Source organism: Bilophila sp. (assembly GCF_057864385.1).
The window spans coordinates 60,093-86,543 of the sequence record NZ_DBMAFI010000007.1 but is presented as its reverse complement, the minus strand read 5'-3'; the positions used below and the strand labels follow the sequence as shown (position 1 = coordinate 86,543).

General features: G+C 58.7%; 17 protein-coding genes. 9 read left to right on the top strand and 8 right to left on the bottom strand.

Annotation, left to right across the window (positions count from 1 at the left end; all coding sequences use genetic code 11):
* Nucleotides 1-37: 37 nt before the first annotated feature.
* The 4 genes from ACZM8Y_RS03795 to ACZM8Y_RS03780 are packed head-to-tail and all read right to left on the bottom strand — an operon-like array spanning nt 38 to nt 8,711.
* Nucleotides 38-3,220: an AsmA family protein gene (locus ACZM8Y_RS03795; protein WP_482332567.1), complete on the bottom strand. Its 3,183-nt coding sequence runs from the start codon at nt 3,218-3,220 to the stop codon at nt 38-40.
* The gene (locus ACZM8Y_RS03790) at nt 3,217-6,471 is read right to left on the bottom strand and encodes a UvrD-helicase domain-containing protein (RefSeq protein ID WP_482332570.1); all 3,255 of its coding nucleotides are present in this window, start codon (nt 6,469-6,471) and stop codon (nt 3,217-3,219) included. The genes ACZM8Y_RS03795 and ACZM8Y_RS03790 overlap by 4 nt, the downstream gene beginning before the upstream one ends.
* Before the next feature lie 15 nt (nt 6,472-6,486).
* The gene (locus ACZM8Y_RS03785) at nt 6,487-7,809 is read right to left on the bottom strand and encodes an ATP-dependent 6-phosphofructokinase (RefSeq protein WP_479858299.1); all 1,323 of its coding nucleotides are present in this window, start codon (nt 7,807-7,809) and stop codon (nt 6,487-6,489) included.
* A gap of 2 nt (nt 7,810-7,811) precedes the next feature.
* Nucleotides 7,812-8,711 carry a TrmH family RNA methyltransferase gene (locus tag ACZM8Y_RS03780; protein WP_479858298.1) on the bottom strand — a complete coding sequence of 300 codons (900 nt, stop codon included), beginning with the start codon at nt 8,709-8,711 and terminating at the stop codon, nt 7,812-7,814.
* A gap of 128 nt (nt 8,712-8,839) precedes the next feature.
* On the opposite strand from ACZM8Y_RS03780, the gene ACZM8Y_RS03775 reads away from it, so the two are divergent.
* The 3 genes from ACZM8Y_RS03775 to ACZM8Y_RS03765 are packed head-to-tail and all read left to right on the top strand — an operon-like array spanning nt 8,840 to nt 12,345.
* The gene (locus ACZM8Y_RS03775) at nt 8,840-10,657 is read left to right on the top strand and encodes a lytic transglycosylase (protein ID WP_482332584.1); all 1,818 of its coding nucleotides are present in this window, start codon (nt 8,840-8,842) and stop codon (nt 10,655-10,657) included.
* A 43-nt stretch (nt 10,658-10,700) separates the two neighbouring features.
* Nucleotides 10,701-11,375, top strand: coding sequence for a TVP38/TMEM64 family protein (locus ACZM8Y_RS03770; RefSeq protein WP_489501582.1), 675 nt, complete (start codon nt 10,701-10,703; stop codon nt 11,373-11,375).
* Nucleotides 11,376-11,400: 25 nt separating this feature from the next.
* The gene (locus ACZM8Y_RS03765) at nt 11,401-12,345 is read left to right on the top strand and encodes a DUF4037 domain-containing protein (RefSeq protein WP_482332595.1); all 945 of its coding nucleotides are present in this window, start codon (nt 11,401-11,403) and stop codon (nt 12,343-12,345) included.
* Nucleotides 12,346-12,525: 180 nt separating this feature from the next.
* Here ACZM8Y_RS03765 and ACZM8Y_RS03760 read toward each other — a convergent pair whose 3' ends face one another.
* Together ACZM8Y_RS03760 and ACZM8Y_RS03755 are read right to left on the bottom strand one after the other, a co-directional pair.
* On the bottom strand, nt 12,526-13,347 hold the full coding sequence (locus tag ACZM8Y_RS03760) for a tetratricopeptide repeat protein (protein WP_482333961.1): 822 nt from the start codon (nt 13,345-13,347) through the stop codon (nt 12,526-12,528).
* A gap of 140 nt (nt 13,348-13,487) precedes the next feature.
* A complete protein-coding gene (locus ACZM8Y_RS03755; protein ID WP_482333963.1) occupies nt 13,488-14,528 on the bottom strand; it encodes a DUF2776 family protein in 1,041 nt (346 codons plus the stop codon).
* 197 nt (nt 14,529-14,725) lie between these two features.
* Here ACZM8Y_RS03755 and ACZM8Y_RS03750 point away from each other — a divergent pair, with 197 nt between their 5' ends.
* Nucleotides 14,726-15,709, top strand: a complete 984-nt coding sequence (locus ACZM8Y_RS03750; protein ID WP_479858293.1) for a DMT family transporter — start codon at nt 14,726-14,728, stop codon at nt 15,707-15,709.
* Complete coding sequence (locus tag ACZM8Y_RS03745; protein ID WP_479858292.1) at nt 15,706-16,956, top strand: peptidase U32 family protein; 1,251 nt, start codon at nt 15,706-15,708, stop codon at nt 16,954-16,956. Before ACZM8Y_RS03750 ends, ACZM8Y_RS03745 begins: the two co-directional genes overlap by 4 nt.
* A gap of 196 nt (nt 16,957-17,152) precedes the next feature.
* On the opposite strand, the gene ACZM8Y_RS03740 is transcribed toward ACZM8Y_RS03745, so the two are convergent.
* Entirely contained in the window at nt 17,153-18,109 is a 957-nt protein-coding gene (locus tag ACZM8Y_RS03740) for an SAM-dependent methyltransferase (RefSeq protein WP_479858291.1), read from the bottom strand.
* A 142-nt stretch (nt 18,110-18,251) separates the two neighbouring features.
* Here ACZM8Y_RS03740 and ACZM8Y_RS03735 point away from each other — a divergent pair, with 142 nt between their 5' ends.
* The 4 genes from ACZM8Y_RS03735 to ACZM8Y_RS03720 all read left to right on the top strand — a co-directional run bounded on the left by ACZM8Y_RS03735 (nt 18,252) and on the right by ACZM8Y_RS03720 (nt 24,577).
* On the top strand, nt 18,252-21,851 hold the full coding sequence (locus ACZM8Y_RS03735; RefSeq protein ID WP_479858290.1) for an FAD-binding and (Fe-S)-binding domain-containing protein: 3,600 nt from the start codon (nt 18,252-18,254) through the stop codon (nt 21,849-21,851).
* Between the two features lie 102 nt (nt 21,852-21,953).
* On the top strand, nt 21,954-22,805 hold the full coding sequence (locus ACZM8Y_RS03730; protein WP_302552169.1) for a sulfide/dihydroorotate dehydrogenase-like FAD/NAD-binding protein: 852 nt from the start codon (nt 21,954-21,956) through the stop codon (nt 22,803-22,805).
* A complete protein-coding gene (gene gltA, locus ACZM8Y_RS03725) occupies nt 22,792-24,216 on the top strand; it encodes an NADPH-dependent glutamate synthase (protein WP_479858289.1) in 1,425 nt (474 codons plus the stop codon). The genes ACZM8Y_RS03730 and gltA overlap by 14 nt, the downstream gene beginning before the upstream one ends.
* 217 nt (nt 24,217-24,433) lie before the next feature.
* Nucleotides 24,434-24,577 carry a FeoB-associated Cys-rich membrane protein gene (locus ACZM8Y_RS03720; RefSeq protein WP_302554531.1) on the top strand — a complete coding sequence of 48 codons (144 nt, stop codon included), beginning with the start codon at nt 24,434-24,436 and terminating at the stop codon, nt 24,575-24,577.
* Nucleotides 24,578-25,114: 537 nt separating this feature from the next.
* On the opposite strand, the gene ACZM8Y_RS03715 is transcribed toward ACZM8Y_RS03720, so the two are convergent.
* Nucleotides 25,115-26,446 carry a M23 family metallopeptidase gene (locus ACZM8Y_RS03715; protein WP_479858287.1) on the bottom strand — a complete coding sequence of 444 codons (1,332 nt, stop codon included), beginning with the start codon at nt 26,444-26,446 and terminating at the stop codon, nt 25,115-25,117.
* Nucleotides 26,447-26,451: the final 5 nt, after the last annotated feature.

Sequence of the window (26,451 nt, the reverse complement as noted above, 5' to 3'; positions counted from 1 at the left end):
CTTACAATAAGAAACTCAAACGGAGACAGGCAACCCTCTACGGCGCAAGCAGGCGGAGCGGGGCGGAAACCACGATGTCCAATATATTGAGGACGCCGCTGCCGATGCTGTTGAAGACGTTGGCCAAAATGCCGGTAGCGTTGAAACTGCGCTGTGGCGCGTCGAGGCTGCCGTAGTAGCGTACCGGAATATCCGGGATACCGGGCCCGGTTACATTCAGGGCATAGTTGAGCGTGTTGTTGATGAGGTTGATGTTGCCTTGGCCCCGGACGGACAGGCCGCCGGAGAGGTTGAGATCGCGTGTGGTCAGGATTCCTTTGGAAAGCGTCCCGGACGCGCTCAAAGAACTGAAACGGCTCATGGGGCCGGGCTTCTTCGCATCCAATTCGCCGTTTCGGATAACGAAATTGAGGTTGCCGCTCAGGGCGGCGGGGATATCCGCGCCGGAACGGAGCAGGCCGGAAACATCCGCGTCGAGGCTCCCCGTACCGGACAGCAGTTGGGCCTGCCCCCGTTCCTTGCACAGCGTCAGGATATTAACGGCGTTCAGCGTATACCGCAGCCGTGAGAGCAGCCCGCCCGCGGTGGCCTCCGCGCGCAAGCCGGCCCCAGCCACCCCTCCCGCGACACGGGCCTTGATGGGGTCGGCCGTGAGCACACCGTTTTTGATGGTTACGGGAACTGTCAGGTTTTCATGTGGAATACGGGCGATGACCAATCGATCCACACTAATCTCCCCATCCAGCCGTATTTGCCTGAGCCATTCGGTCTGCCACGGTGTACTCGGTTGTGCATATTTGGAAGACGTGGGCAGATAGCTCCCTAGGCGCAATGTCCCAAGCCGGAGTTTGGCGATCCAGTGCGGCGGCGTCCCCTTCATGCATTCGATTTGACCGGTAAGGCGCGTTTCATCGATGCGCCCTTCAAGCCCGGAAAAACGCAGTACGGACTCGTCCATACGGATTTTCGCCTTGGCCTGTGCCTGCCTGAGCGCCTGTTGGAGAAGGCTGGAGGGCAACATATCCCACTGGGCAAGGAAGGCACGGAGGTTTCCCGTCGAAACGGACAGCGAAGCATCCCATGCCGGGTTGGTATTCAGGCCGTTTCCGCTTACGGAACCGGTAAACGAAGCGGAAGCGCCTTTTGTGAGAAGCTGCCCGGAGAGCCCTTTGGCTTCCAGCGTGTTGACCTGCGTATTAAGGGATAGTTTGCCTGAAGCCTGCCCGCTGATGCCGTTGGCTGAAAGCTTGCCTGAAGCGGAAACGGCATCGGCGAAAAGGTTGAAAGGGCCGCTTGCCGGGAACTGGAGCGTTCCCGTCAGGTCGAGTGCCCCTTGTCCGGCCTCCGTCTTCAGGCTGCCCTGCCATTTCCCGGTGTAGGCATAGTGCGGCTGCGCTCCCTGCGTCCGGCTTCCTGCCCCCTGAAAGCCGATACGTAATTGAGAGAAAGCAAGGGGTTTATCTTTTTTTGTCCGTGAGAGGGAGAGGTTGCCTTTTTCGATAAGAGCTTCCCCCTTGCCTTTCAGTGAGGAGAGGAAGTCGGCGGGCGAAGTAGGACGCGCCGTAAAATTGGCCGAACCTGTCAGCGTGCCTTTCAGAACAGGGTATCCCGCCACGGGGCTGAGCAGGTTGTCGATGTTGACGCCGCTGGCCGTGAGGTTCAGGGCCATGACGTCACCGGGGATGAGATCGCCTTGTACCGATCCGCCGTACAGTGAAGCGCAGCGGATGGCGATTTTTGTCTGTTCCGCTTTGTTTGTCGGATCGGGCGTAATGCGGACGGAGACGCCGTTGCCCGCCCACTTCCAAAATGTGGCACGGGCAGCTTCCAAATGGATGTCATAGCCGACCGTTGTATTGGAATCGTCTTCTCCGAGAAGCGGCGGCGTTTTATAGGACGGCGCGGAAACCGCCTTGTTTTCCACTTCGGGGAATACCCGGTTCAAGGGGATGTCTTTGGTTGCAAGGTGCAGCGCAATGACGGGATTGGAAAAATCGGTGACGCCCCCGCCTCCCGTGAAGACGGTATTCAGTGCCGTCGCGGTGGCGGAGGAGACGACGAATTTTTGTGATGTCAGCTCAAAGGGAAGCGTTCCCGATAGGTTATCCAACGCTGCTTGCACGCCCGGAGGGAGATCCCGCGCAAAGCCGAACCAGCGGGGAAGGCTGAATCGTTTGATGGCAAGTGTCCCCCGCAGCATCGGCATAGAATCCGCGCCGAAGTTCAGCCGCCCGTCCAGCGTAGCCTGATCCCCATCGACGTTGAGGGTCGCCCCTTTGACGGCAACCTGTGGGAGAGGGGGGCCCTGAAAGAGGGATTTCAAAGGGGCTTCCGTCGTGAATGGAAGCAGGGCATGGACGGGAACGGATTGGCTTTTTAGTGAAAAAGTACCGTCAAGGGAGGCTGCGCCGTCAATGGCGAGTGTGCCTTCAGTGGTACGGGCCGTCATGCCGAGGACAAACCGGGGGCTGCTTTCATCACAAGAAAGCGGCATGGCGTAAGTGGCTTTGAACCGGAGCGTGGCCGGGGCATCAGCCGGGAACGCATATTCCAGATCGGATATTTCCAGATTGATGGCGCTGAGGGTTTGGAGCGGGGTGGCTTGCCCGTCTTTTTCCGGCGGCGTGTTTCCGTACCATTCCATCTTGCCCACCGAGAGCGAGAGCTCACCGGGGTCCCCGTTTCCCGGAACGGCGGCACTGCCGGAAATGCCGGATATCCGCCACTGGGGGTGAAGGCCGGACTTGTTTGTGTCGGGGAGGAGATAGGCGACGGTTCCGTCTTCGACATCTATTTCCATTTCAGCAAGTTGTGGCGGTATGGAAAATTGCGGCTGTTGCAACGTTTCCGGCATCGTTCCGGTTGGCGGTTCAAGCAGCAGTGCGGGCTTGAGAAGGCGGACTCCGGCGATGCGCGTTTCGCCGTGGAGCAGAGCCCATAGATCGGGATAGACGGCCCCTTCGTCCACAAACAGCGTCATTGCCGGGGTACGGATGGTCAGGCCGGAAACGCTGGCCGCCGGGCGTGGAAAGAGGGAGAGCGAGGCTTGATCAACCGACAGGACAAACCCGGCTTCAGGAGCGGAAAAGCGGGCGGAAAGCGAACGGGCGAACCCTGCGGGGTCTTGGTTGAATGTATATATGAAAAAGCCAAGCACAAGGACAAGCGCCCAGAAAATGGGGAGCAAAACATAAAGGAGGATGGAGGTGGAACGCTTCATACCTGTAGCTGTTTGTAATCAAGGCGTTTGAGATCGAGGTATACCAGTACGCCTTGGACGGGCCGGGGCGCAGCCTTGGCAATAAGGCGCATATAGCGCTGGAGCTGGATTTCATGCGCTGGGGTTGGCGCTCCCGTTTTGTATTCGACCACGGTGATCCGCTTCCCGTCGTCAACCACAAGGTCGGAACGGTACAATTCGCCGGATTCATCAATGATCTCTTGTTCGGGGGTCCCGTACCGCAGCCATTCCTCCGTTTCGGGCAGGGCCGCATACCATGCCAGCATCTCCACAATCTCGCGCTCGACCGCTTCGGGTTCACGGATCGGAAGCGGGAATGTGCGCAAGCCCTGCTTGAAGGCTTGTCGGGCGTCCTCTTCCGGGTGCCCCGTCAGTTGCCCCGCCGTTTGCAGGCAAGCCAGACAGTGGTGCGCGAACGTGCCGCGGCGTTTTTGGGTAAACGAAAACTCTTCCAGCGGATTTCTGAAGATACGCAAACGCGGCAGCCAGTGCATGGGACGCCAGCGTTCGTTGTCTTGCCCTGCTGGGATGCCTTCCGGCTCGATCAATGACAGCTCTTCGGCGGCAGCCTCGTCATCCCGTATCGGCTTTGGCCCCCCGGCTTGCTCGGCGGAGCGGACGAAGGGAGGCATACCGGTTTCAAAGGTTTCTTCAGTCATGGGAAGCGCGCCGAGAAGCACGTTCAGGCTGCTTCCGAGCCCCGATGCACTGCGGCTGGAGGCCGTTTCCGTCAGGAAGGCGTACAGCTCCTCTTCTGCCCGCGTCCACGCCACATAAAGCAGGTGCAGCGCTTCACGGGCATTGTCCGCGATGGCCTTGTAGTGTGCGTAACCGGAGGCCGGGCCGCGTGGGGCAAGTACCGTCAGGCCGTCCACATGCGTCTCCACGGCAGGGCTGTCCACCCGTTGGGAAAAGTTATGCCACGGCACGATGACGACGGGGAATTGCAGCCCCTTCGACTTATGCATGGTCATGACCCGCACGGCGTCGAGGGTTTCCGGCATGGGGGCTTTTTCCTGCTGCCCGTGCTTGTTCCAATAGTCGAGGAACGAGGATAACGAACCGTATCCTTGCCCTTCCGCGACGTGAATGATTTCCAGGAAGCGGCGGACAAAGGCGGCCTCAGCGGGATAGCGGCCCCATATCTCGAGGCGTCCCAACGCTTCGCGGGTGAGATCGTAAGGCGTGAGTAACCCCGCGTCCGCATGGAAAGGCGCGATCCACTTCCGCCAGATATCGGGGAAGTCCTCACGGAAAGCCATGAACAGCGGCATGTTGCGGCGTTCCGACGTCCTGCGGGCGGCGGCCCAGTCTTCCAGCGCCTGTTCGCTCAGGGGGATAAGCGGCAACAGCATCTGGCGGCCGGAAAGGAATGTCCAGAACGCCAGATCGTTGCGCGGGGAATCAAGGAAGGTCAGGAGCGCGGTAATCTGTTCCACCAGAGGATGCTCGGCGAGCAGGAAACTGTTGTCGGTGACGACGGGGATCCCTTCCTCCATAAGCCATCCGGCGACTTGTGCGGCCTTTCCGTTGGAGCGCACCAGCACGGTGACGTCTCCCCACGGACGGCGTGAGACAACCTCATGAACGCATCCCAGCAGACGTTCGCGGACTTCTTCGTCCAGATCTTCGCTCTTGTCGCCGTAGACGCGCTGGAGACGCAGGAAGCCTTCGGCCTTGTCGGGCGCAACGTCCTGTTCGGAACCGGCAAAGCCTTCTTTGAGCAGTTGGGCCCCTTCCTCAAGAACGGCTGCCAGCAGGGCGGGCGGCGTATCTTTGGGGAGCATGGCGGACAGCACGGCCTTGGCCGTAGCCGTTTCGGAAAGCTGGCGGAACAGGGTGTTGTTGGTTTCGACGATGGCCCGGCAGCTCCTCCAGTTGGTGGGGAGGATGTCGACGCGCGGTTCAGGTGCGACGGCGCACAGGTCCTCATCGGATCGTACTTCGTCGAACAGCGTGGCGTCGCCGCCGCGCCAGCCGTAGATGGCCTGTTTGACGTCGCCCACCCATGTAAGCGAACCGCCGCGGGAAAGGGCTTCCAAAACAAGGGGGTGGATGGCTTCCCACTGTTCGCGGCTGGTATCTTGGAATTCGTCCACGAGGATATGGGTCAGGCTCGTCCCCAAACGGCAAAACGCTTCGGGAACGCCATAGTCACCCGACAACACCTGACGGGCCAGACGGGGGACGAAGGCGGCGGGAACGGCCCCTTCGCGCTTGAGGAAGTCGGGAACCTGATCTGAGAGTTCCCGCGCCAGTTCCACAAACGGCATGACCGTCTGGGCCCGGCGGAGCAGGACGCCAGCCTCGTCCCATTTTCGGATGATGTCCCGCATGGCGTCGAAAGCCCGTTCCGCGTCGGGGGACGCCTTGCCTTTGGATGCCTTGTTCAGGCAGTCGTCCAAACAGGCTTTGCGCAGCATGGTGGAGTTGGGCGGCAGGTTTGCGGGGGCGGCCTTCCGGCAGGCTTCAAGAGCTCTGGTCAGATGTGCGGAGCAGGAAAGTTTTTCTTCGGCAAGCCGCCTGTGCAACGCTTCTACGGCATCGCGCAGATCGCGGGTCATGGCTCCCAGCCGTTCGGTGATTTCGGAGGGATGCGCGAGTGCGACGGATTGCGTCTTCATGATCGGAAGAAGCAGCTCCATGACCCGTCCGCGCAGGGTTTCTCCGGCGAGGAACCCGCGCTGCGGGGAATGGAAAAAAACATTTCGGCATGCCTCCTCCAGCAGGGCGTGGAGTCGTTCGTCGCTCCGTGACTGCTCGAGCAGGCTGTCCAGAAGCGGCGCGATGGCCTCATCCGTGGCGAATACGGGCTCGAAGTCGGGAGGCAGATCCAGCTCCAGCGCCGTCAGCCTGACGATGAGGTGCAGGAGGCTGTCGATAGTGCGGACGTTGAGGGCCCCATAGCGCCGGAGGATGATCCCCACCCATCTCCGGGCCTGCTCGCGCGTCCATCCGGGAGCGGGCTTGTCCGTGCCGAGGGCGGTATCCTTAAGGCGTCCGATGATCCGTTCCTGCATTTCGGCGGCGGCGCGGTTCGTAAAGGTGACGGCAAGGATTTCGGGCCAGCCGTGCGGCCCGGAATGGACGGCGCTGCAACCGGAAAACGGGCCGCCGCCAGCTTCCGCGGCACCCGAAAGGTGCTTCAGGAAGCTGGTGGTCAGTTCGTAGGTCTTGCCCGAACCTGCCGAAGCGCGGATCTGCCTGAGCTGTGGAGCTGATGAGGACATGGATGACACGGAATGTTACGCTTTTTCGCCTTCAGGCAACATACCGGTCAACTCGCCTTGTCCGGTCGATTCGAGTACGGCACGCCACAGCCCTGAACGGATGTCGAGCTTACGGCGCTTTTTGGTGACGAGATCCAGCGGGATGTGGACGTAACGATCCATGATCTTGGCAACAACCATTTCAGTCCTGCCCGCCATGGCTGCGTGGACGGCATGTTGGCCGAGGAAACCGCAATAGACCCGGTCGTTGGCATTGGCCGGGACGGAACGGATGATGTAGCTCGGGTCGATGTATTTGATGCTGATGGGCATTTTCCCGTGGAAATAATCGACGATGGACGTCCTCAGCAGGCTCCCCACGTCGGACAGCACGGGATTCCCGGAGGCGTCGCGGGCTTCATTTCTCTGGAGGAGGTGCTGGCCCGCGCCTTCAGCCGCGATGATGACGGCGTGCCCACGCAGCTTGAGGCGCCGTTCCAGCGCGGGGAGCAAGCCCCCTTCGCCGTGCAGTTGGAACGGCGCTTCGGGGATGAGCACGAAGTTGGCCTCACGCAGGGCGAGGGCGGACTGCGCCGCGATGAACCCGGACTCGCGGCCCATGAGCTTGACGATGCCGATGCCGTTGGGCGTGCCTACGGCTTCCACATGCGCACAGCCGATGGCTTCGGTGGCCTTGTCCACGGCGGTGTCGAAGCCAAAGGACTGCGGCACGAAATTGATGTCGTTGTCGATGGTCTTGGGGATGCCGATGATGGAAATGCGGATGTTGCGCTGGCGCACTTCCTTGGCGATGGCGGAGGCTGCCTTCATGGATCCGTCGCCGCCGATGACGAAGAGGACGCTCACATTGAGCCGTTCGAGCGCGTCAACAATTTCGGAAGGATCCTGCGGCCCTCTGGAGGAGCCGAGGAGCGTCCCGCCGAACTGGTAGATGTGCTCGACGCTGGCCGGGGTCAGCTCCATTACGTTATGGCTGTAGGAGGGGATGAAGCCTTCAAGCCCGTAACGGATGCCGAGAACGGAAGGCGTGTTGTAGGCGTGGTAGGCTTCGAGGACAATGGCCCGGATCACGTCGTTGAGGCCGGGGCAAAGCCCGCCGCAGGTGACGATGGCGCATTTGGTTTTGCCGGGATCGAAATACAGTTCCTGACGCGGCCCCGCTTCTTCAAAAAGCAGGGTCTGATGGGTACCGATGTCTTCGTCGTATTCGTGGCTCAGGCTCAACATGACCTTTCCGGTATTGATCATGTTCCCGTAAGGAAGAGGAGAAGGGATCTTGGCTTGGCCGAGCGTGGCGATGGGGATTTCGCGGACAGGGATGCTGTATTCCGATGTCATGGTCATTCTCCGGACGGATTTTTTTCGAGATGCTGGCGGGCGAAGCAGCTTGTCAGGATACCGCCCGCCTGCGCCACATTGAGTGAATCGAATGCCCGCAGCATGGGGATGTGCAGGAGATGGTGGCAGCGTTTGGCAACCTGCGGGCGTATGCCGTGTTCTTCATTGCCGAGGACGAGCAGGGCGGGGGTATGCAGGCGGGTGGTGAAGGCGTCGAGGCTGCCTTCGCCGAACGCGGCCCCGTAGATGAGGAATCCCGCGTCCCGCGCCTCATCCAGCGCCCGGGCTACGTTCATGACCTTGGAGACCGGAAGGCGTTCCAACGCCCCGGCTGCGGCGCGGCGCGCCCCGGCCCCCAGAAAGGTGCCGTTGTGACGGGGGATGACCAGCCCGGCACCCCCCATTGCGTACAGGGTTCGGGCGAGGGTTCCGGCATTGCCGGGGTCCTGCACCTGATCAAGCACGAGGATGAGCGGCAGGGGGGCGTCCGCAGCGGCCGTGAGCATATCGGCGAACTCGGTGAAGCCGGCCTCAAAAAGCCGGGCGACGACGCCCTGATGCCCGGCGGGGCAAAGTCGATCAAGGCTTTGGGCATCCGTAAGCGTAAAACGGACTTTAGCCGTGCGGCACAGATCGAGGATGCGATCCGTATCTTGCGAGCGTTTGCCCTTGCGGACAAGGACGGCATCAATGCGTTCCGGTTCCCGTTCGAGAAGTTCCAAAACCGGCTTGACCCCGGAGAGGACGGCCTGCTCTTCTTTAGAATCGGAACAGGAAGCCTTTTCAAGGGAAGCGCCCTGCTCAGCAGTTTTCGGAGCGGAATGGAACGCCTTGCGGGGGGGAGTATTTTTATCTGTAATCATGAGATCCTTAAAGGTTGCCACGTCTCGGAGGATTGCCAAGCACGGCCTCGTCGAGTAGACTAGATGTGGATTTATGCCCCCGGAATGGCCCGGGGTAACATCACGAGGTGAACAGAGTGTATCGTGTTGTCCTTCCCGCGTCTATGCTTCTCCGTAGGGCAATCGGAATGCGCGCGGACGGCGTTTTGTCGTCCTGTGCGGTTTTCCGTCCTTCCGGCGTTTTGGGCGTGTTGCTGTTGTGCGTCCTTGTTGCGCTGACTGGTTGCAGCTCTAAAAATATCACGAGCAAGGGCCCCTTCGTATTGCAGGAACCTTCCAAGGGCTATCCTCAGACGCTTTCCTCTTCGGGGCAGAAGACGGGAACGGTCTACTTGCCTTCCGATGACGGCAGGCCGCTGACGAAAGCCGAACAGGAAGCGTTCCTGTCCGAAGGGGAAATCGATAGGAACTTGCCGCAGGAGGAGCTTGGGGACGTTCTGCTCCATTTTAAATATCTGGTGCATAAGGATCGTTATACCGTCGAGAAGAACCTTGAGCGCGCGCAGCTGTATATGCCGTTTATTTACGAGACGCTGCGTTCAAAAGGGTTGCCGCGCGAATTGGCGTATGTCGCATTTATCGAGAGCGGGTACAACCCGATGGCGACTTCAAGCAGCGGGGCCGCGGGCATGTGGCAATTCATTTCGAGCACGGGCAAGCATTACGGCATGGCGCAGGACTGGTGGATGGATGAACGCCGCGATCCGTACCAGTCCACGCGGGCGGCGGCGGATTATCTCGAAAAGCTTTATAAAATGTTCAACGATTGGCATCTGGCGGTTACGGCTTACAACGCGGGGGAAGGAAAGATCCAGCGGGGGCTCGCCGCTACCGGCGCCAAGACGTTCTTTGAGCTGCGCCGCAAGAATGAGCAGATTTATAGCGTTCGGGATCGCCTGTCCGATGAGAACAAACAGTATCTCCCCAAGTTTTTGGCCGTCTGCAAAATAGTGCGCAATCTTGATAAATTAGGGTTTTCCTGCGCGCCGTTCGCGAGTTCGTCGCAGATCGCGGAAGTCAGGGCGAAACCGGGGACGGATCTTATGCTGTTCTCCAAAAGCATAGGTATGAGCTGGGAGGAGTTTTCGGCGCATAACCCGGCGTATCAGCGCTATGTAAGCCATCCCTCGCGTTCCACCAAGGTTTATGTGCCCCGTGCGGTGGCAGGCAAGGCGCAGGCCCTGCTCTTCAAGCTGCCTCCGGTAAAAAGCGGTACGGGCTATGCCGGGCTGCGGGATTACAAGGTTTCGCGTGGCGACACGATGGCGAGCATATCCCGGAAGACCGGCGTTCCGGTGGCGGAGCTCCGGCGCATCAATCAGGTCAGCGAGCCTTTGCGCGCTGGCCGTGTGCTGAAAATCCCCGGAACCAATCGGACAGGCGTCAACCCTCGTATATTGGCATCCGTGCGGGAAACGCCGTCTGCAAAGGGTACGCCCGTTGCGTCCGCCGGGCGTCAAGCGCCTCCTTCGCGTACGGTTTCCGCCTCTGCACCGGTGCGTGAAAAAGCCGTATCGGCTGCCTCCGTCGCGTCGCACGAAGTGAAGCGGGGCGATACCATGTACTCCATTGCGAAGCGGTACGGTGTAACGCAGGAAGCGATCCTCGCCGCCAACGGCATGAAAAACCATAATATCAGCCTTGGCCAGCAGTTGCGGATTCCCGGCAAGGGAAAGACGGTGGCGTCCCAGTCCGCTAAAGCGGTTCCCGTGGACTCTTCGGTTCGCCCTGTGACGGCTTCTTCGTCCAACGTTTCCGTCTCCCGCCCCGTGGCTGAGGCCAAGGCCACGAATAAGATCGTCCGGTATACGGTTCAAAGCGGGGATACCCTCTGGGCCATTGCCCGCAAGTTCAACGTCTCTCCTGTCGAATTGCTTTCACTGAACAACATGAGCCGGAATACGGCCCTGCGCCCCGGTGATACGGTTCGTGTGGCGGTCAATTAAACAGGTGCGTACCGTAAGATCCCTTGCCTGCTTCGGCCAAAGCGTGCTGCGGTTTTTTCGGGTATGGCGCGGCGTCATCGCGTTGGCTGTTTTATTGGTTGGGGCGGGGCTGGCCTTTCGCTGGCTGGCGCCTCAGACTGAAACCGTCACACGTTGGATCGATCTCTACATGCCGGGCGGCTATGTGGGGAGCTTTCTCTATGTTTGCTCGGCGGCGGGGCTGATTTGCCTCGCCGTCCCCCGCCAGTTGTTGAGTTTTGCCGGGGGATACGCGTTCGGCCCGCTGTGTGGGGCTGCGCTCGCAACCCTCGGCGTGACGCTTGGCTGTGTATTGGCGTTCGGCATGGCCCGGTACTGTGGGCGTTCCTTCGTTGAGCGGAGATATGGGGGCAAGGCTGCTGTATTCAATCGTTATGTGGTTCAACGCCCCTTCATCCTTGCGATCTTGATCCGCCTGTTTCCATCCGGGAACAACTTGGTGTTCAGTCTGCTTGCCGGGGTTAGCCGCATCCCGGCATGGCCTTTTTTTCTGGGGTCGTGCCTTGGGTACATCCCTCAAAATCTGCTGTTTGCCATGATTGGAGGCGGGATGCGCGTAGATGAGGGATGGAGGATCGGGCTCAGCGCGTTTTTATTTGCCGCCTCCTGTGCTTTAGGTTGGTGGCTTTACAAGCGCTATGCCGCCGCATACCCGGTAGGGGCACCAAACGAACATTGAGCATTTGCAATGAAAAGGAAATGGTATGAAAGGATTGGAACTTTCAAGGATGTATTGGGAAAAGTGCGCGCTGCCGCTGTTCCGGCGGGAATTGCCCGCGTTTTTGGATCGCGCCGCTGTCGGTCTTGTTGGAGAAGGCTCTGAATGCTTTGGTTTTGATGATGAAATCTCCCAAGACCATGATTGGGGGCCGGGATTTTGCCTATGGCTGCCTGAAAGCGAATGGGCGGAATGGCAGGACGCCGTGGAAGCCTTGCTTGTCCGCTTGCCCGATACGTATGAGGGGTTCCCTGCCCGCATGGCGCCCGCCAAGCGTATGGGCCGGGTCGGGCCGTTGTCCATCGAAGGGTTCTATGCCCGGTTCATCGGGATGCCGCAGCCTCCTCAGACGTGGAAACAGTGGCGGCTCGTGCCTGAACAGTTCCTTGCCGTAAGTACGAACGGCGCTGTGTTCAGTGATCGGCTTGGGGCTTTTACGGCTTTCCGTGAGGCATTATTGGGGTTCTATCCGGAAGATGTCCGCCTCAAGAAGATCGCCGCCCGGTGCATGGGCATGGCGCAGGCTGGTCAGTATAACTTGCTCCGTTCGTTGAGGCGGGGGGAGACGGCAACGGCTATGCTCGCCGCCGCGCGTTTTTCGGAGCAGGCCATTTCAATGACGTTTCTTTTGAATAAGCGGTACATGCCGTTTTACAAATGGGCGCACCGCGGCGTTGCGCAGTTGCCGATCCTCGGCAAGGAAACGGCTGCATGCGTAACGGCGTTGGCCGGGGTGGATTGGCGTCTTGGCCCCCGTGCCGAGGCGGTAGCCGGGGATCTTGTAGAATCATTGTGCCATGACGTGGCTGGTCGGCTGCGCTCGGACGGCTTGTCCGATGCCGAAGGCGACTGGCTGCTGGATCATGGCCCGTCCGTCCAGTCGCGGGTTGAAACGCCGGAGCTGCGGAGGATGTCCGTTATGCTGGAATAGCTTTTTCAGCGGATCGCGCTGGGGTATGTTCACACGAACAAAGAATAAATATAATTTTTACAAGTAGTTATATTTATTTTTTGAGTGATGCTGAATATTCCTTCCAACCCACTTCAGCCATTGGAAAAACCGGCATAGTATGAATATGCCCTAAAGGAAGGGGCCGTCAGGCCCCTTTTATCATCCCTGCGCGGCGGCTTGTTTCGCCGCATTGCGGCACAGGCTCAGATTATTGCGGCAGGTGGCGGCGTCCGGGCTATCGGAAAGCCCAAGCCTGTCATAGCAGGAGAGCGCTTCCTCAAGCGTCTGGGCCGCTTTGTCCCACTGCGCATCCCCGGCCAGCGCCGCGCCGTAGTTGCCGAGAGAGAAGGCTGTTTCAGGGTGGATGCCGAGGATTTCCTTACGGATCGACACGGCTTCCTGATGGTACAGGACTCCCTGATGGGTTTCGCCCCGTTCCTCGCAAATGCGGCCAAGATTGTTCAGGCAGGTGGAAACGCCGAAGCAGCATCGGCCTTCCTTGGCCTCCCACAGAGCCAGCGCGGTTTTCAAGTTCGCTTCGGCGGCATCATATTTTTTGGCGGTGTACTGATGGGAGGAAAGGTTCAACAGCGCGTCGGCGATGCGCAAATCATCGGCGGGCAGGTTTTCCTTAAGGATGGCGAGCGCCCGTTCGCCAAGCGTTGCGGCTTCTTCACATTCTCCCCGCTCAGAGCGGAGCCGAGCGAGGTTTTGCAGCCCGCCCGCCACATGGATGTGATTCGGCCCGAACAATTCTTCAAGAAGGCGCAGTGATTCGCGAAAGAACGCTTCAGCCTCTTCCAGCCGCCCTTGAATGTGCAGGCAGCGCCCAAGGCCATCCAGAACCAGAACCCGGCCCCCTATGGGTAGATCAGGTTTCAGCAGATCCCGGTAGATTTTTTCTGCGGCAAGGGCCTTGCCTTCCGCAAAAAACATCCGGGCCTCACTCAAGCGCCGCTGAAAATGTTCGTCAAGCTGCATGGGACTCTCCCTCTGGAATGAATGCCGAAGAGGCGGTATGTGGAGCCGCCCGACCGGAACAGCCGTCCCTGCCCGCGGGTGTAGGCAGGGGCGGAGAGTGGGGAGTATAAGTTATTTCGTTTCAAAAGGCTACCGAGGGGTTAACTGGAAGTGCCGCTTTCCAGAATGGAAACGATGGAGAACAGGGTGAAGCAGATACCGCCGAGGCCGACCATGACCCGGGCTGGAACCATATAGGCGGGATTGCTTGTCGCCGCTTCGAACAGGAATGCCGCGATAAACAGGCAGATCAGAGCCGTCAGCACCGGGATGAGGGGAATACGCTTGGCGAGGGGATAGGGATGCCGCCATACCAGCGCCAATAAGAGAACCTTGCTCAGGATGCTGTAGCAGACGATGCCGAGGCCGATAAGGACGAATCCTGGGGCGATGGTGACCGGGCTGTATTGAAAAATCAGCAGGTAAAGCCCCCAAAGGATGTCGATGGTGCCCATGACGATGACCAGCCACGGCCAGAAGCGGCGATCCGTTTCGGAGTAGGTATTTTGGATCTGGCGCACGACGCTGGCGACAAGGGCGACGAGGCTTGTGCAGACCAGCCCTATGCCCGTCAAAACGTGTCCGGCCACAATGTCCTGCGCTTCGTCGGCGCTGAGGATGTCGATTCCCCAGACGATGCCGATCAGGGCGCAGGTGATGGAGATGGCGAACAGCAGGGCGACCATGCCGCCGCTGAACGCATGGTCGGGGTGGTGTCCCGGCCCGGCCTTGGAGTTGCTTGGGATGAGGATGAACTTGGTGGAGGATAAGGCTACGGTGGACACGCAGCATGTGATCAGCCCAAGTCCGAAGACGACATGCCCGGCGACGAAATGTTCGGCCCCCGTACCGGAATGGACGAAGAGCAAGCCTCCGATGATGCCGATGGCAGCGGCCACATACCCAATAAGGGGCAGGGCGACCTTGAAGGCCGCACTGTAGGTATGGATGAGCTGGCGGATGATGGTCGCCGCCGTTGTAAACAGCGCCACGCAGATGATGCTTAGGAAGAGTACGACATGCCCGGCGACGTACGCGTTGGCGTCGCTGCCCATATCCCAGATGTACCAGCCATAGCCGAGGCAGATGGCGCCCATAGCCAGTGGGATGATCCTGAAGAGAACGCTGATCCAATAGTTCATGGCTTGCTCCTTTGCGGATGGAATGTATGAACAGAGCCAAGCACACCGGATTTTTGAATACTATTATAAATTAAACAGGTTATATGTACTAAAATGGATAACCCCTGTGTTGGTTCCCGGCATTTCCAGCCGGAATATCAGCTTTTGCCTTTAAGGGGGCTGGTCATTTCGGCGTTCCCACGGTAGAGCTTTGTCCCATGATGCGCTTTATCCAAAATCACGTTTCGTTGTCCGTACAGGCAGGGCTGGCGCTTTTCGGCGCGGTGCTCCTTTGGAGTAGTTCCTTTATCGCGCTGAAGATCGCGGTATCGGCGTTTGATCCGATGGTCATGGTCTTTGGCCGCATGCTGAGCTCTTTGGTGGCGCTCACGCTTTTGCGGGCGACCGTATGGAGGCGTGCCGAGGCCCCCATGCTGCTGGACAGGCGGGTGACGCGCCGGGAGTGGAAGTACATCGTGTTGCTGGCGTTGTGCGAACCCTGCTTCTATTTCGTGTTTGAGGGGTACGCCATGATCTACACGACCGCGTCTCAGGCCGGGATGGTCGTCGCGGCCTTGCCTCTGGCGGTCGTGGTCGCGGCATGGCTGCTGCTTGGCGAACGCCCCCATCGGCGCGTCTGGATCGGGTTTGTGCTGGCCGTTGCCGGGGTCGTCTGGCTGAGCGCCGGATCCGAAGCCACGGAAAGTGCGCCGAATCCGATTTTCGGCAATTTTCTTGAAGTATTGGCTATGCTGTGCGGTGCCCTTTATGTGGTGTGCGCCAAGCAGCTTTCTTCCCGCTGTTCGCCGGTCTTGATTACGACCATGCAGTCGTTGGTCGGCCTTCTTTTTTTCATGTGTCTTCTGCCGCTTCCCGGGGTCAAGCTTCCGGACAGCTTTCCCTTGCTGCCTACCTTGGCCATCCTTTATCTGGGGGTCGGCGTGACCATGCTTTCCTTCCTGCTGTATAATTTTGCCGTCCGTTCCGTGCCCGCCTCGCGCACCGGGGCCTTTCTCAACCTTGTACCCGTGCTGACGTTGTTTATGGGGCTGGTTTTCCTCGACGAGCGGCTGACCGCAGGGCAATGGGCCGCTTCCGCACTGGTGTTGGGGGGCGTGATCTTCAGCCAGTGGAAGACGGCGCAGCCGGAGGAAAAGACAGGCCCGTCGGCAGCGGCTTCCATTTCGGAGGGGGCGGAATGAAAGAAAAAGCGCAGTTGCCGGAGCTGTTAGTTCCCGCCGGAGGCCGGGAACAGTTGGAGGCCGCCATCCTCTATGGGGCTGATGCGGTATATATGGGAGGGCCGGAACTGAGCCTGCGGACAGCTTGCGATGGGTTTTCGGGTGAGGAGCTGGCGCTTGCCGTAGCCGACGCGCATGCCGCCGGGGTACGGGTATATTATTGCCTCAACGCCATGCCGTATGATGCGCAATTGCCCGCCGTGGAAACTGTGCTGGAGCGTTTGCCCGGAATGGGCGTGGATGGCCTCATCGCCGCTGATCCCGGCGTGATCTGGCTGGCAAAGAAACATTGCCCGTCAGTGCCGCTGCATTTGTCCACACAAGCCCACTCCGTAAACGGGGCTGCCGTGGCTTTTTGGCGTGAAGCCGGGGTGGAGCGGATCAATCTGGCCCGTGAATTGGGGTTCAAACAGATCCGGGAGCTGGCGGAAGCGTTTCCCGGCATGGATTTTGAGGTATTCGTACACGGTGCCATGTGCTTGGCCTTGTCCGGGCATTGCCTGTTGTCCGCATGGGTGAATAACCGCCCCGCCAACCAAGGAAGGTGTACGCAGCCGTGCCGTTTCGAGTACCGCGGCCTGTCCCTGCTGGTGGAGGAGCAAAAGCGCTCAGGCGAAGCCCTCTGGGAAATCCGCGAGGGTGAAGCGTTCAGCGGCGTTTGGGCCCCGCAGGATTTGTGCCTGTTGCGGTATGTGGGATGCTTGGCGGATTTGGGGGTACGGGCGCTGAAGCTGGAAGGGCGCACCAAAAGCGGCGGGTACGTCGCTCAGGTTGCGGATGTGTACCGTACGGCGCTGGATCAGCACATACGCCGGAAAACGGAAGGCATGCACGCCGGAAAGGAGGTTTCCACGGCGGCATTGCTCGAAGAATTGTTTCATACGGCATCGCGCCCTCTGTCCACGGGCTTTTTCCTTCCCCGGAGAAGGGTGGAGGCGCCTCCGGCTGGCTTGCGTACCCGGCCCGTGGTGGCGCGCCTCATTGAGCCGGAGGGCGACGGCTGGCGGGTACAGGTGCGTTCCCCGTGGTCGGCGGATCGTGAGGCGTCCCTCCTTGTGCCGGGGATGCGGCGTCCGGCACTCCTCCCCGGCGCATATCAGCTTGAAAACCACAGGGGAGAGCGTGTGGAGCTCCTGCACCCGGGCATGGAGGGCGTGCTGCATTGTGAAATCGACGGCCTCGGAAAGGGGCTGTACGTGAGGGCCTAGCTGCGTATTCCCATTCTTGGGGAATGGATTCCCCAAGGCAACCCGTGCCGGAATGGGTGTAGGTCGAGCTTGGGGAAGCTCAAAAGCCGTTAAAAGGGGAAAGATCGGCCCCGTGTCCGCAGGGTTGGGGAAGGGGAAAGCGCTTTTCCAGAGTTCCTTTCCCCAACGCCTTTAGGTTGTTTCAAAGCCCAGCATTCTACTGTTCCAGTTTCGCCCATGTGAGTTCGTGTTTGTTGCAGGACAGATGCATGAGCCGCGATCCCGGAATAGCCGCGAATTTCGCTGCGGTGGCGTGATCCGTCTCGGCTTGGAATTTGAGGGTACACACGAAGTTGCGGCATTTCCCCAGCTCGATCCAGCGGCAGATGACCTCATACAGCTTGTCGGGATAACAAATCATATCTGAGAACAGCCAATCCACGGCCCCGGCATGGCGGGGGTCAAGGGCAAAGCCGCTGCCGATGCAGTGGGTTACGCCGGGCATGTGATCCACCTGTGGGGCGAGTGGGGCCTTGTCGATGCTGAAAACCTGTGCGCCGAGGCTGGCGAGTACCCATGTCCAGCCGCCGGGGGCCGACCCCAAGTCAAGGCACAGATCGCCGGGACCGGGACGTTTGGGCAATAGGGTGAAGGCTTCCCAGAGTTTGAGGTAGGCACGGCTCGGCGGATCGATTTTGTTTTCGTGGAACCGCACCATGCCGTCGGGGAACGGTGACGAGCACCGGGCCGAAGCGAGGATGAGGTTGGGTTCCCACAGCGTCCATGAGCCGAGCGGGGCCGTAGGCGCGGCTTCGCCGAAATGGCGCGGCTTTTCGGAGACGTGGGGGAGTTTTTCCTGAATGAGGGAGGCACGGCGATGGTTTTCCTCGGAATGCAGGTGCCAGTTCCGTTGTATGGCGGAGAGCTTGCGTGCGCCGTCCCCAATGGATTCGATGGGTAGGAAAACGGGCGTTTCCCATGTGTTTTGAGCCCATGCCGCCGGGCGGGGCGCACCCTTGGCGAGCACGAGCCTCCCCCGGACTTCAATAACCTCGTCTCCGAGTTCGGCAAGAAGATCTTCAAGAAAACCCTTCGCGGCAAGATATGCGGTAAAGGGAACCGTAATGGGGGATGCGTTTCCAGAAACGGAGGCGTCGGCGGATATTTTTTTCATAAAGAGAAGAAATGACCCCTGAGGGGCAAAATCGGCTGAAATGTTTATGCCTTGCAAAGGCGTTGCCGAGTCTCTATACTCCACCTTTGTTTTATCCACAATCCGCGAATGGGGATTTCCCGCCAGACATAAGGAAGCTCACATGCCTCATAAAGGCCCGCACATTTCCATTGCTCCTGATTTTGTCGTCAACCGCATTCTCCGCATCAATCTCGAAGACTTTGCCGACTGGCCGGAATCCGTGCGGCATCTGGCTACCGAAATCGCGGAAGAGTTGTTTCTTGTCGCATACAACCCCTTCGTGGATCCAGCCACGGTCAAAGCGAGCGTGAAGGAACGCTTTGAGCGGGAGGTGTTTGCCCTCGCTCACCACTATGCGAATACCATCGGCGAAGGCATCACCCTGTTCTGGAGCGGGCATGAGGCTGAAGTCACTTTTCGCAAGGAACTGGTCGAACGCCTGAGTGCATTCCTGCCGCCGGACGCTATCGTCACCCGCCCAAGCGCACTGGTGGCCTGCGCCACGGACGCTACCGACTTGCGTATGGAGTTGCCTCTCATGGTCGTGGAGCCTGCCAACGCGGAACAGGTGAGCGAACTGGTCAAGCTGGCCAATGAATTGAAGTTCGCGCTGATCCCGCGCGGAGGCGCGTCCGGGCTGACCGGCGGTTCGGTGCCCATGCGGCGGCGTTCCGTCATCGTCCGCACGACCCGGTTCACGAAGATGTCACCGGTGGATCATGAAAACATGAGCGTAACGCTGGACGCCGGGGTGATCACTCAGGCGGCTATCGACGCCGTGGCGAAGGAAGGATTCCTTTTCACCGTGGATCCGGCTTCAAAGACCGCTTCGACCATCGGTGGGAATGTTGCGGAAAATTCCGGCGGCCCGTTCGCCTTTGAATACGGGACGACGCTGGACAACCTGCTTTCGTGGCGCATGGTGACGCCCACCGGCGAGATCATCAGCATTGAGCGCAAGAACCATCCCCGCCACAAGATTCTGCCTGATGAAGTGGCCGTGTTTGAAGTCAAGGACATCAGCGGCGGCGTGCGGAGCGTCGTGGAGCTGCACGGTTCCGAAATCCGTCTGCCGGGCCTCGGCAAGGATGTCACCAACAAGGCGCTCGGCGGCCTTCCGGGTATGCAGAAGGAAGGTGTGGACGGCATCATCACCGATGCGACCTTCATCGTGCACAAGAAACCCGCGCAGTCGCGGGTCATGGTACTGGAATTTTACGGCCGTTCCATGCATCAGGCCGCTGTGGTCATTGGTCAGATTGTCGAGCTGCGCAACCGTATCCGTGAGGAAGGCGACTACGCCCATCTGTCGGCGCTTGAAGAGTTCAATGCCAAGTATGTGCGCGCCATTGAGTATCAGAAAAAGTCGGACAAGCACGAAGGGACTCCCATTTCCGTCATCATCATCCAAGTGGACGGCGATGAGGCGTACTTGCTGGAAAAGTGCGTTCAGGAAATCGTGGACATCGTGGCCCCGCACGACAACGTGGCGCTTCTCGTAGCGAAGGATGAGAAGGAAGCCGAAGTTTTTTGGGAAGATCGTCACCGCCTTTCCGCCATTGCCCGCCGGACGTCCGGTTTCAAGATCAACGAGGACGTGGTCATTCCCATGCAGCGCATCCCGGACTTTGCGCTGTTCCTTGAACAGCTCAATCTGGAGTGCGCGGCAACGGCATATCGTCAGGCGTTGCAGGAGCTGGGGCGCTTGCCCGGTATGGCGCTGGAGGATAAGGATCTCAACCGAGAGTTCGTCAATGTGACCCGCGTGGCGCAGGGCGGCGTCCCTTCTTCCGAGCTTTCCGATGAGGAAATGGAAGAGCGCGCAGTGGAATTCCTCCGGCTCATGGCCGAACGCTATGACCGCCTTGCCCCCAAGATCAAAAAAATCAGCGATAATATGCTGGTAGGCCGCGTTGTGGTGGCGAGCCATATGCACGCTGGCGACGGGAATTGTCACGTCAATATCCCCGTCAACTCCAATGACCTGCATATGCTTGAAATTGCGGAAGAAGCCGCTATGCGGGTCATGGCCGAGGCTCAGGAAATGGGTGGGGCCGTTTCCGGCGAGCACGGCATCGGCATCACCAAAATCGCCTTCCTCGGGAAGGACAAGATGGACGCCATCCGAGAGTTCAAGAAGCGGGTGGATCCGCGCGACGTATTCAACCCCGCCAAGCTCACGCAGCGTGAACTTCCCGTGCGTCCGTTCACCTTTTCCTTCAACCGCCTGATTGAAGACATCCGTCAGAGCGGTTTGCCGGATAAGGAACGTCTCATCAGCCTGCTTGCCTCCGTGCAGATGTGCACCCGCTGCGGCAAATGCAAGCAGGTGTGCCCGATGATGTACCCGGAATGCTCCTATCATTTCCATCCCCGGAACAAGAATATGGTGCTTGGGGCGATCATTGAAGCGATCTATTATTCGCAGATCAACAAGGGGCGGCCCGATCCGTCCATCCTTGCGGAACTGCGGGCCATGATGGAGCACTGCACGGGATGCGGCCGCTGCACGTCCGTGTGCCCCGTAAAGATTCCTTCCGCCGATGTGGCGTTGCAGCTCCGCGCTTTCCTTGAGGAAGAAGGCGCGGGCGGGCATCCCCTGAAAAGCAAGGTGCTGGACTGGTTGGTGCGGAATCCTGCGCACCGCATCCCCCAGGCTGTCAAGGCGGCTGCGCTGGGCCAGAGGATGCAGAACAGGATTATCGGCGTTGTGCCGCAGACCATCAAGAAGCGTTTGTATAATCCGCTGTTTTCGGGTAAAGGCCCGGAACCGGGGTATAGGAACCTGTACGAGGCGCTGCATCTGGAACGCGGGAACATCTTTGTGCCCCGTTCCGGGGATGGTGCCCCGGTGCAGGAAAATACGGCTCTGAAAGAGGCGGTATTGTATTTCCCCGGTTGCGGGGGAAGCCTGCTTTCCCGAACCATAGGCTTATCCGCCTTGGGGCTGTTGCTGCGGACGGGCGTCGCTGTTATCCTGCCTGAAACACATTTGTGCTGCGGTTATCCGTTGCTGTCTTCAGGGGCCGATGCGCAGTTCGCCTCCAACATGGCACGGAATAAAGAGGCGTTGCAGGCGACCATCGCTTGCGCGACCAAGCGCGGTTTCCGGGTGACGCATATTGTCACGGCATGCGGTTCGTGCCGTGAAGGTATTGAGCGTCTTGAGCCTTCGACGTTGCTTGGCGAAGGAGGCGGGGAACTTGTGCACCTTGACGTGATGCAGTTCGTGCAGGGCCGGATGGATGCCAACTCCGAGCTGTTCAAGGGCAAAGTTCTGTATCATGCCTCCTGCCATCCCGAATGGGTCGGCGTCCATAAGGTAAAGGGGGTGCAGAGGCAGGCAGGTGCCATTGCCCGGCTGACCGGCGCGTCGATGGAAGTCTCTCCGGGATGCTGCGGCGAATCGGGTATGGGGGCTATAGCGTCTCCGCTGGTGTACAATACGTTGCGCAGGCGGAAGATGGATGTGCTGGGGGCGGCCTTGGCTGACTATCCGGCGCAGAGTCCCATTCTGGTGGGATGCCCTTCCTGCAAGGTAGGCATTACGCGGAGCCTGATGGCCATGCATGTGCGCAAGCCCGTGCTGCATACGGTGGAATGGCTGGCGACGCTGCTGTTCCGCGAGCGGTGGGGCGAGAAATGGATTCGGGTTTTTCGGCGTCGGATTGCGCCCAGTGCGGATGCGCAGGGTGTGCGGATCGTCGAATTGGATGGATGACCTCCCTTCGGAGGTTCCGGACGCGGCAGGACAAGGGGGCTCGTTCGGGACAGGTGCGACGGGGCTCGGATTTGGTGATTTGAAACAAGGAGTGCCTTACACATGCCAACCACGATACTGCATAAGGAATCGCTGATTCCTGGTCGAACGAGTAAATTGGTGCTGGACGCGCCGCAGATTGCTGCCACGGCAAAACCGGGGCACTTTGTCATGCTGCGCGTCAACGAGCAGGGGGAGCGCTTCCCTCTGACCATCGCTGATACGGATCCGGAAAAGGGAACGATCACCATCGTCTATCTGGTGATGGGCAAATCGACGATGATGCTCGAAGCGCTTTCCGAAGGTGACAGCATTCTTGACGTCGCCGGCCCGCTCGGAAAAGCTACGCATATCGTCAAGGGCGACAGCGTGATTTGTGTTGGTGGCGGCACGGGCATCGCGGCGATGCACCACATCGCCAAGGGACACCACAGGGCCGGCAACTACGTAATCGCCATTATCGGCGCGCGCAGCAAGGATTTGCTTCTGTTTGAGAACGAATTGAAGTCGTTCTGTGATGAAGTGCTTATTTCGACGGATGACGGCAGCTATGGGCATAAGGGGTTTGTGACCGAGTTGCTGAAGGATCGTCTTGAGAAAGACAAAAAGGTTCAGGAAGTCGTCGCCGTTGGTCCCGTGCCCATGATGCAGGCCGTAGCTGGGACGACGTTGCCCTTCGGAGTCGCCACGACCGTCAGCCTGAACTCACTCATGGTGGACGGCATTGGAATGTGCGGGGCATGCCGTGTGACTGTTGACGGGGAAACCAAGTTTACTTGTGTCGACGGCCCGGAATTTGATGGGCACAAAGTGGACTTTGCCGAACTGCGTCAGCGTCTGTCCGCCTTCCGGTCTCAGGAAAAGCAATCCATCGAACATCACGAGCACAGGTGCAGCTGCCATGACAAACACTGAGAATGCGAAGAAACCCGCCAAGACGCCCCGCGTCGATATGCCCTGCCAACCCGCTGCTGTGCGGGCGCACAACTTCAAGGAAGTCGCGCTCGGCTATTCGTTGGAGCAGGCGCAGCTTGAAGCCAGCCGCTGCCTCCAGTGCAAGAACCCGCGCTGCCGTCAGGGATGCCCGGTTGAAGTCCGTATTCCTGAATTCATTGCTCAGGTCGTCAAGGGGGACTTGGCGGAGGCCTACCGTATCCTGAAAAGCACCAATAGTCTCCCCGCCGTGTGTGGCCGTGTGTGTCCGCAGGAAAACCAGTGCGAAGGCAAGTGTATTCTGGGCGTCAAGGGCGAGCCGGTGGCGATTGGCCGTCTGGAACGCTTCGTTGCCGATAATGCCATGCATGATCCCTGTGTCGGGGTAACCGACAACGACGCTTGCGCCGTCACCAACCCGGATTTGAAGGTTGCCTGTATCGGATCCGGCCCGTCTTCCATTACCGTAGCGGGATATCTCGCCGCGCGCGGAATCAAGGTTACGGTGTTTGAAGCGCTGCATGAGGCGGGCGGGGTGCTCATCTACGGGATCCCGGCCTTCCGTCTGCCCAAGAATGTTGTGGCTGCGGAACTTGATGGCTTGCGTCAGAACAATGTAGAGTTTCGTACCAACTGGATCGGCGGTCGGACGGTTTCCGTCCAGCAGTTGTTCGATGAGGGATACAAGGCCGTGTTCATCGGCGTGGGGGCAGGGTTGCCTCAGTTCCTTGGTGTTCCCGGAGAAAACCTCATCGGTGTGTTTTCCGCCAACGAGTACCTGACCCGCGTGAACCTTGGGCGCGCCTATGATTTTCCCAATTTCGACACGCCGACGTATCCCGGCAAGCATGTGACGGTATTCGGTGCCGGGAACGTGGCGATGGACGCCGCGCGTACGGCTCTGCGCCTTGGGGCGGAAAGCTCCACGATCATTTATCGCCGTTCGCGTGCTGAAATGCCCGCGCGCCGTGAAGAAATAGAACATGCGGAAGAGGAAGGCGTGAAGCTTTTCGAGTTGGTGGGGCCGTTGCACTTCAACGCCGGCGAGAGCGGCGTGTTGAAGTCCGTGACCTTGCAGCGCATGGCGCTTGGTGAGCCCGATGCCTCCGGGCGCCGCCGCCCCGTACCGATTGAGGGGGAGGTTTTCGAGCACGAGACGGATCTCGCGGTTGTGGCTGTGGGGACGCGTTCCAACCCGATCCTGCTTGAGGCGACGCCGGGGCTTGAACTCAATAAGCGTGGTTACATCGTTGTTAATGAGGAGACGGGCGAAACGTCCATTCCGAATGTTTTTGCCGGCGGCGACATCGTGACCGGCGCGGCTACGGTTATTTTGGCTATGGGGGCCGGACGTAAGGCCGCTCAGGAGATCGCCAAGCGTCTGCTCGGCTGATATTTTTCAAGATCCCTGTTGTGAAAGGGAAGGCTTCGGCCTTCCCTTTTTCCGTTTATTCTGTTCAATCGTTTTAGGAAACAGGATAACGAGGTGCGCACACTTGAAAAGAGGAACAATGATATTTGTCTATACTTGACAAAGAATTTCAATATCATTATTTTTTATCAACGAATGTGCAATTGCACGTTTTTTGAGAAGGGTTGGAGGTAACTCAATGGATATACAGCTTGTTATTGTGAGCCTTATTGTTTTGGCTGCGGTAGTGTATATAGTTTGGCGCGCAAAGAAAGCTCGGAAAGGGCAGTGTTCTTGCGGATGTGGCGGCTGCGGCAAGAGCTGTAAGCCGAAGACGCTTTAAGTTGCCCAACAGAATATGCCATTCGGGGGATATGCTCTGACAGGCGTGTTCTGAACGCTTATTTTTTGTAAAAGGCTATCCTATTCGGCGTGTTATCTTGTGCAAGATAGCTTTTGGCGAAAATGCAAACGCCCTGCAAAATGAGTCTTGCAGGGCGTTTTTATTGTCTTGTGTGGCTCTCCCCCGTATTTTTTCTTGGCTGTGCCATAAGGAAGTGGCTAATGCTTTCTTTTTTGAAGTTTGGGTTCACCGATAAAAGGCATCAATCCTTGAACCCCACCAACGGAAAACCAAAGAAAAAGGCCGTATTTTCACTGTACTATGGAGATAAAATTACCACATCCCTGACAGCCCCTTTTTCTGCCGATTGGAGTCGTATCAATCTTAAGGGGGATCCGTATCCCAAAAACTGTGAGCAGTTTTGGTAAGCATACATTCAGAAAAAAAGAGGGTGGGGAGGAAACAGTTTTGGGGAAAGGAGAACTGTCCTCCAGAAAGTTCTCCTTTCCCCATCCATAGTTTTAAAGCTAATCCGCCTTAGCGTTCGGCTCCAGCGGCATTAAGCCGATCGGTAATGGTGTTTTTGATCCACTTGGGATCCAGCCAATCAAGCGGCTGTACTTGGATGCCGTGCATGAGGATGCCGAAGTGCAAATGATCACCCCCTGCAAGGCCGGTTGTGCCGGTGAGCCCGATGATGTCTCCCTTTTTTACCGTAGCGCCGACGCTCGTTTGAATTTCGCTCATGTGGGAGTAGAGGGACTGCAAGCCGAGGCCGTGGTCGATAATGATAAGGTTGCCGAAAATGCCGAGTGGTTCCGCAAAGACGACCTTGCCGTCATTGGCTGCGGGAATCGGCGCGTGGGCGACGGAAGCGAGGTCTTGCCCCATATGCGTCTGCTCGTCGATTTTCGCCCCGTTGTGCATATATGTACGCTGATCGCCATAGGACGCTTTGGAGGCCGATCCCGGCAGGCGCTTGAATGCACCGCTCCACAGCATGGTGGGCGAGGTGTTTTTGCCGATTTCCAACAGCGTTTTTTCATTGGAAATACGTACTTCGTTGTTGATCTTCACATACCGTTCGAGGTTTGAAATGTCGTCAGGAACCAGCTCCTTAAAAACATCTTCCTTACCGTTTAGGAAATTGTCGCTGATATTAAGGGTGTCTTTACGGAAATTTCGCTCTCCGGCGTTGACGAGGACTCTGTTTCGGGATTCGTTTCCGGCAAGATCCCGCGTGATCAGTTCCGGCGTGAACTTTCCTTTGGGCGTATCCAACGGGAAGGGGAAGAAGCAGTAGTACAGGCCGCTTGGCTGAAGGAAAGCGGGGAAGAATTGCTCTCCGAGTTGGACACCAGTCATGCTGGCATCTTCCGAAACGCTGTAGGCTATGGCTGTCACGCTGCCACGGCGCAGGGCGGGGACCGTCGTTTTAATGCGGACCTTAGGCGGCTGCGTGTCCAATTGCATGTTCCACTTGCGCGTGGTTCCGTTTCCCTTGCCAAAACTCATGAGGGAATTGTCCCGTGCCGTGATTTCCAGTTCAAAGGCGCCGTCCCGAAGGCCCGCGTTCTTGAGGTTGAACGAAGTCGTTTGAACGGGGGCTGGCTCGCTGAATACTTTATCGAGAATGACCAGAGACTGGTTGTTGCGGTGGATGGTGACGACAACGGAGCGGACGCCTGATTTGACGTCCATAAGTTTGAGGGTAATCTCCTGCGTTGGCGAGATCCGCCCGGTATCGGGCGTCATGGTGATTTCAGGCCCGTCAAGGTCGTCCAGAAAGAGATAAATGCAAAAACCTAAGGCAGCTAGAATGAGTGTCACAAAGCCATAACTGATGGTATTACGAATGATGCGACCCATTTTTT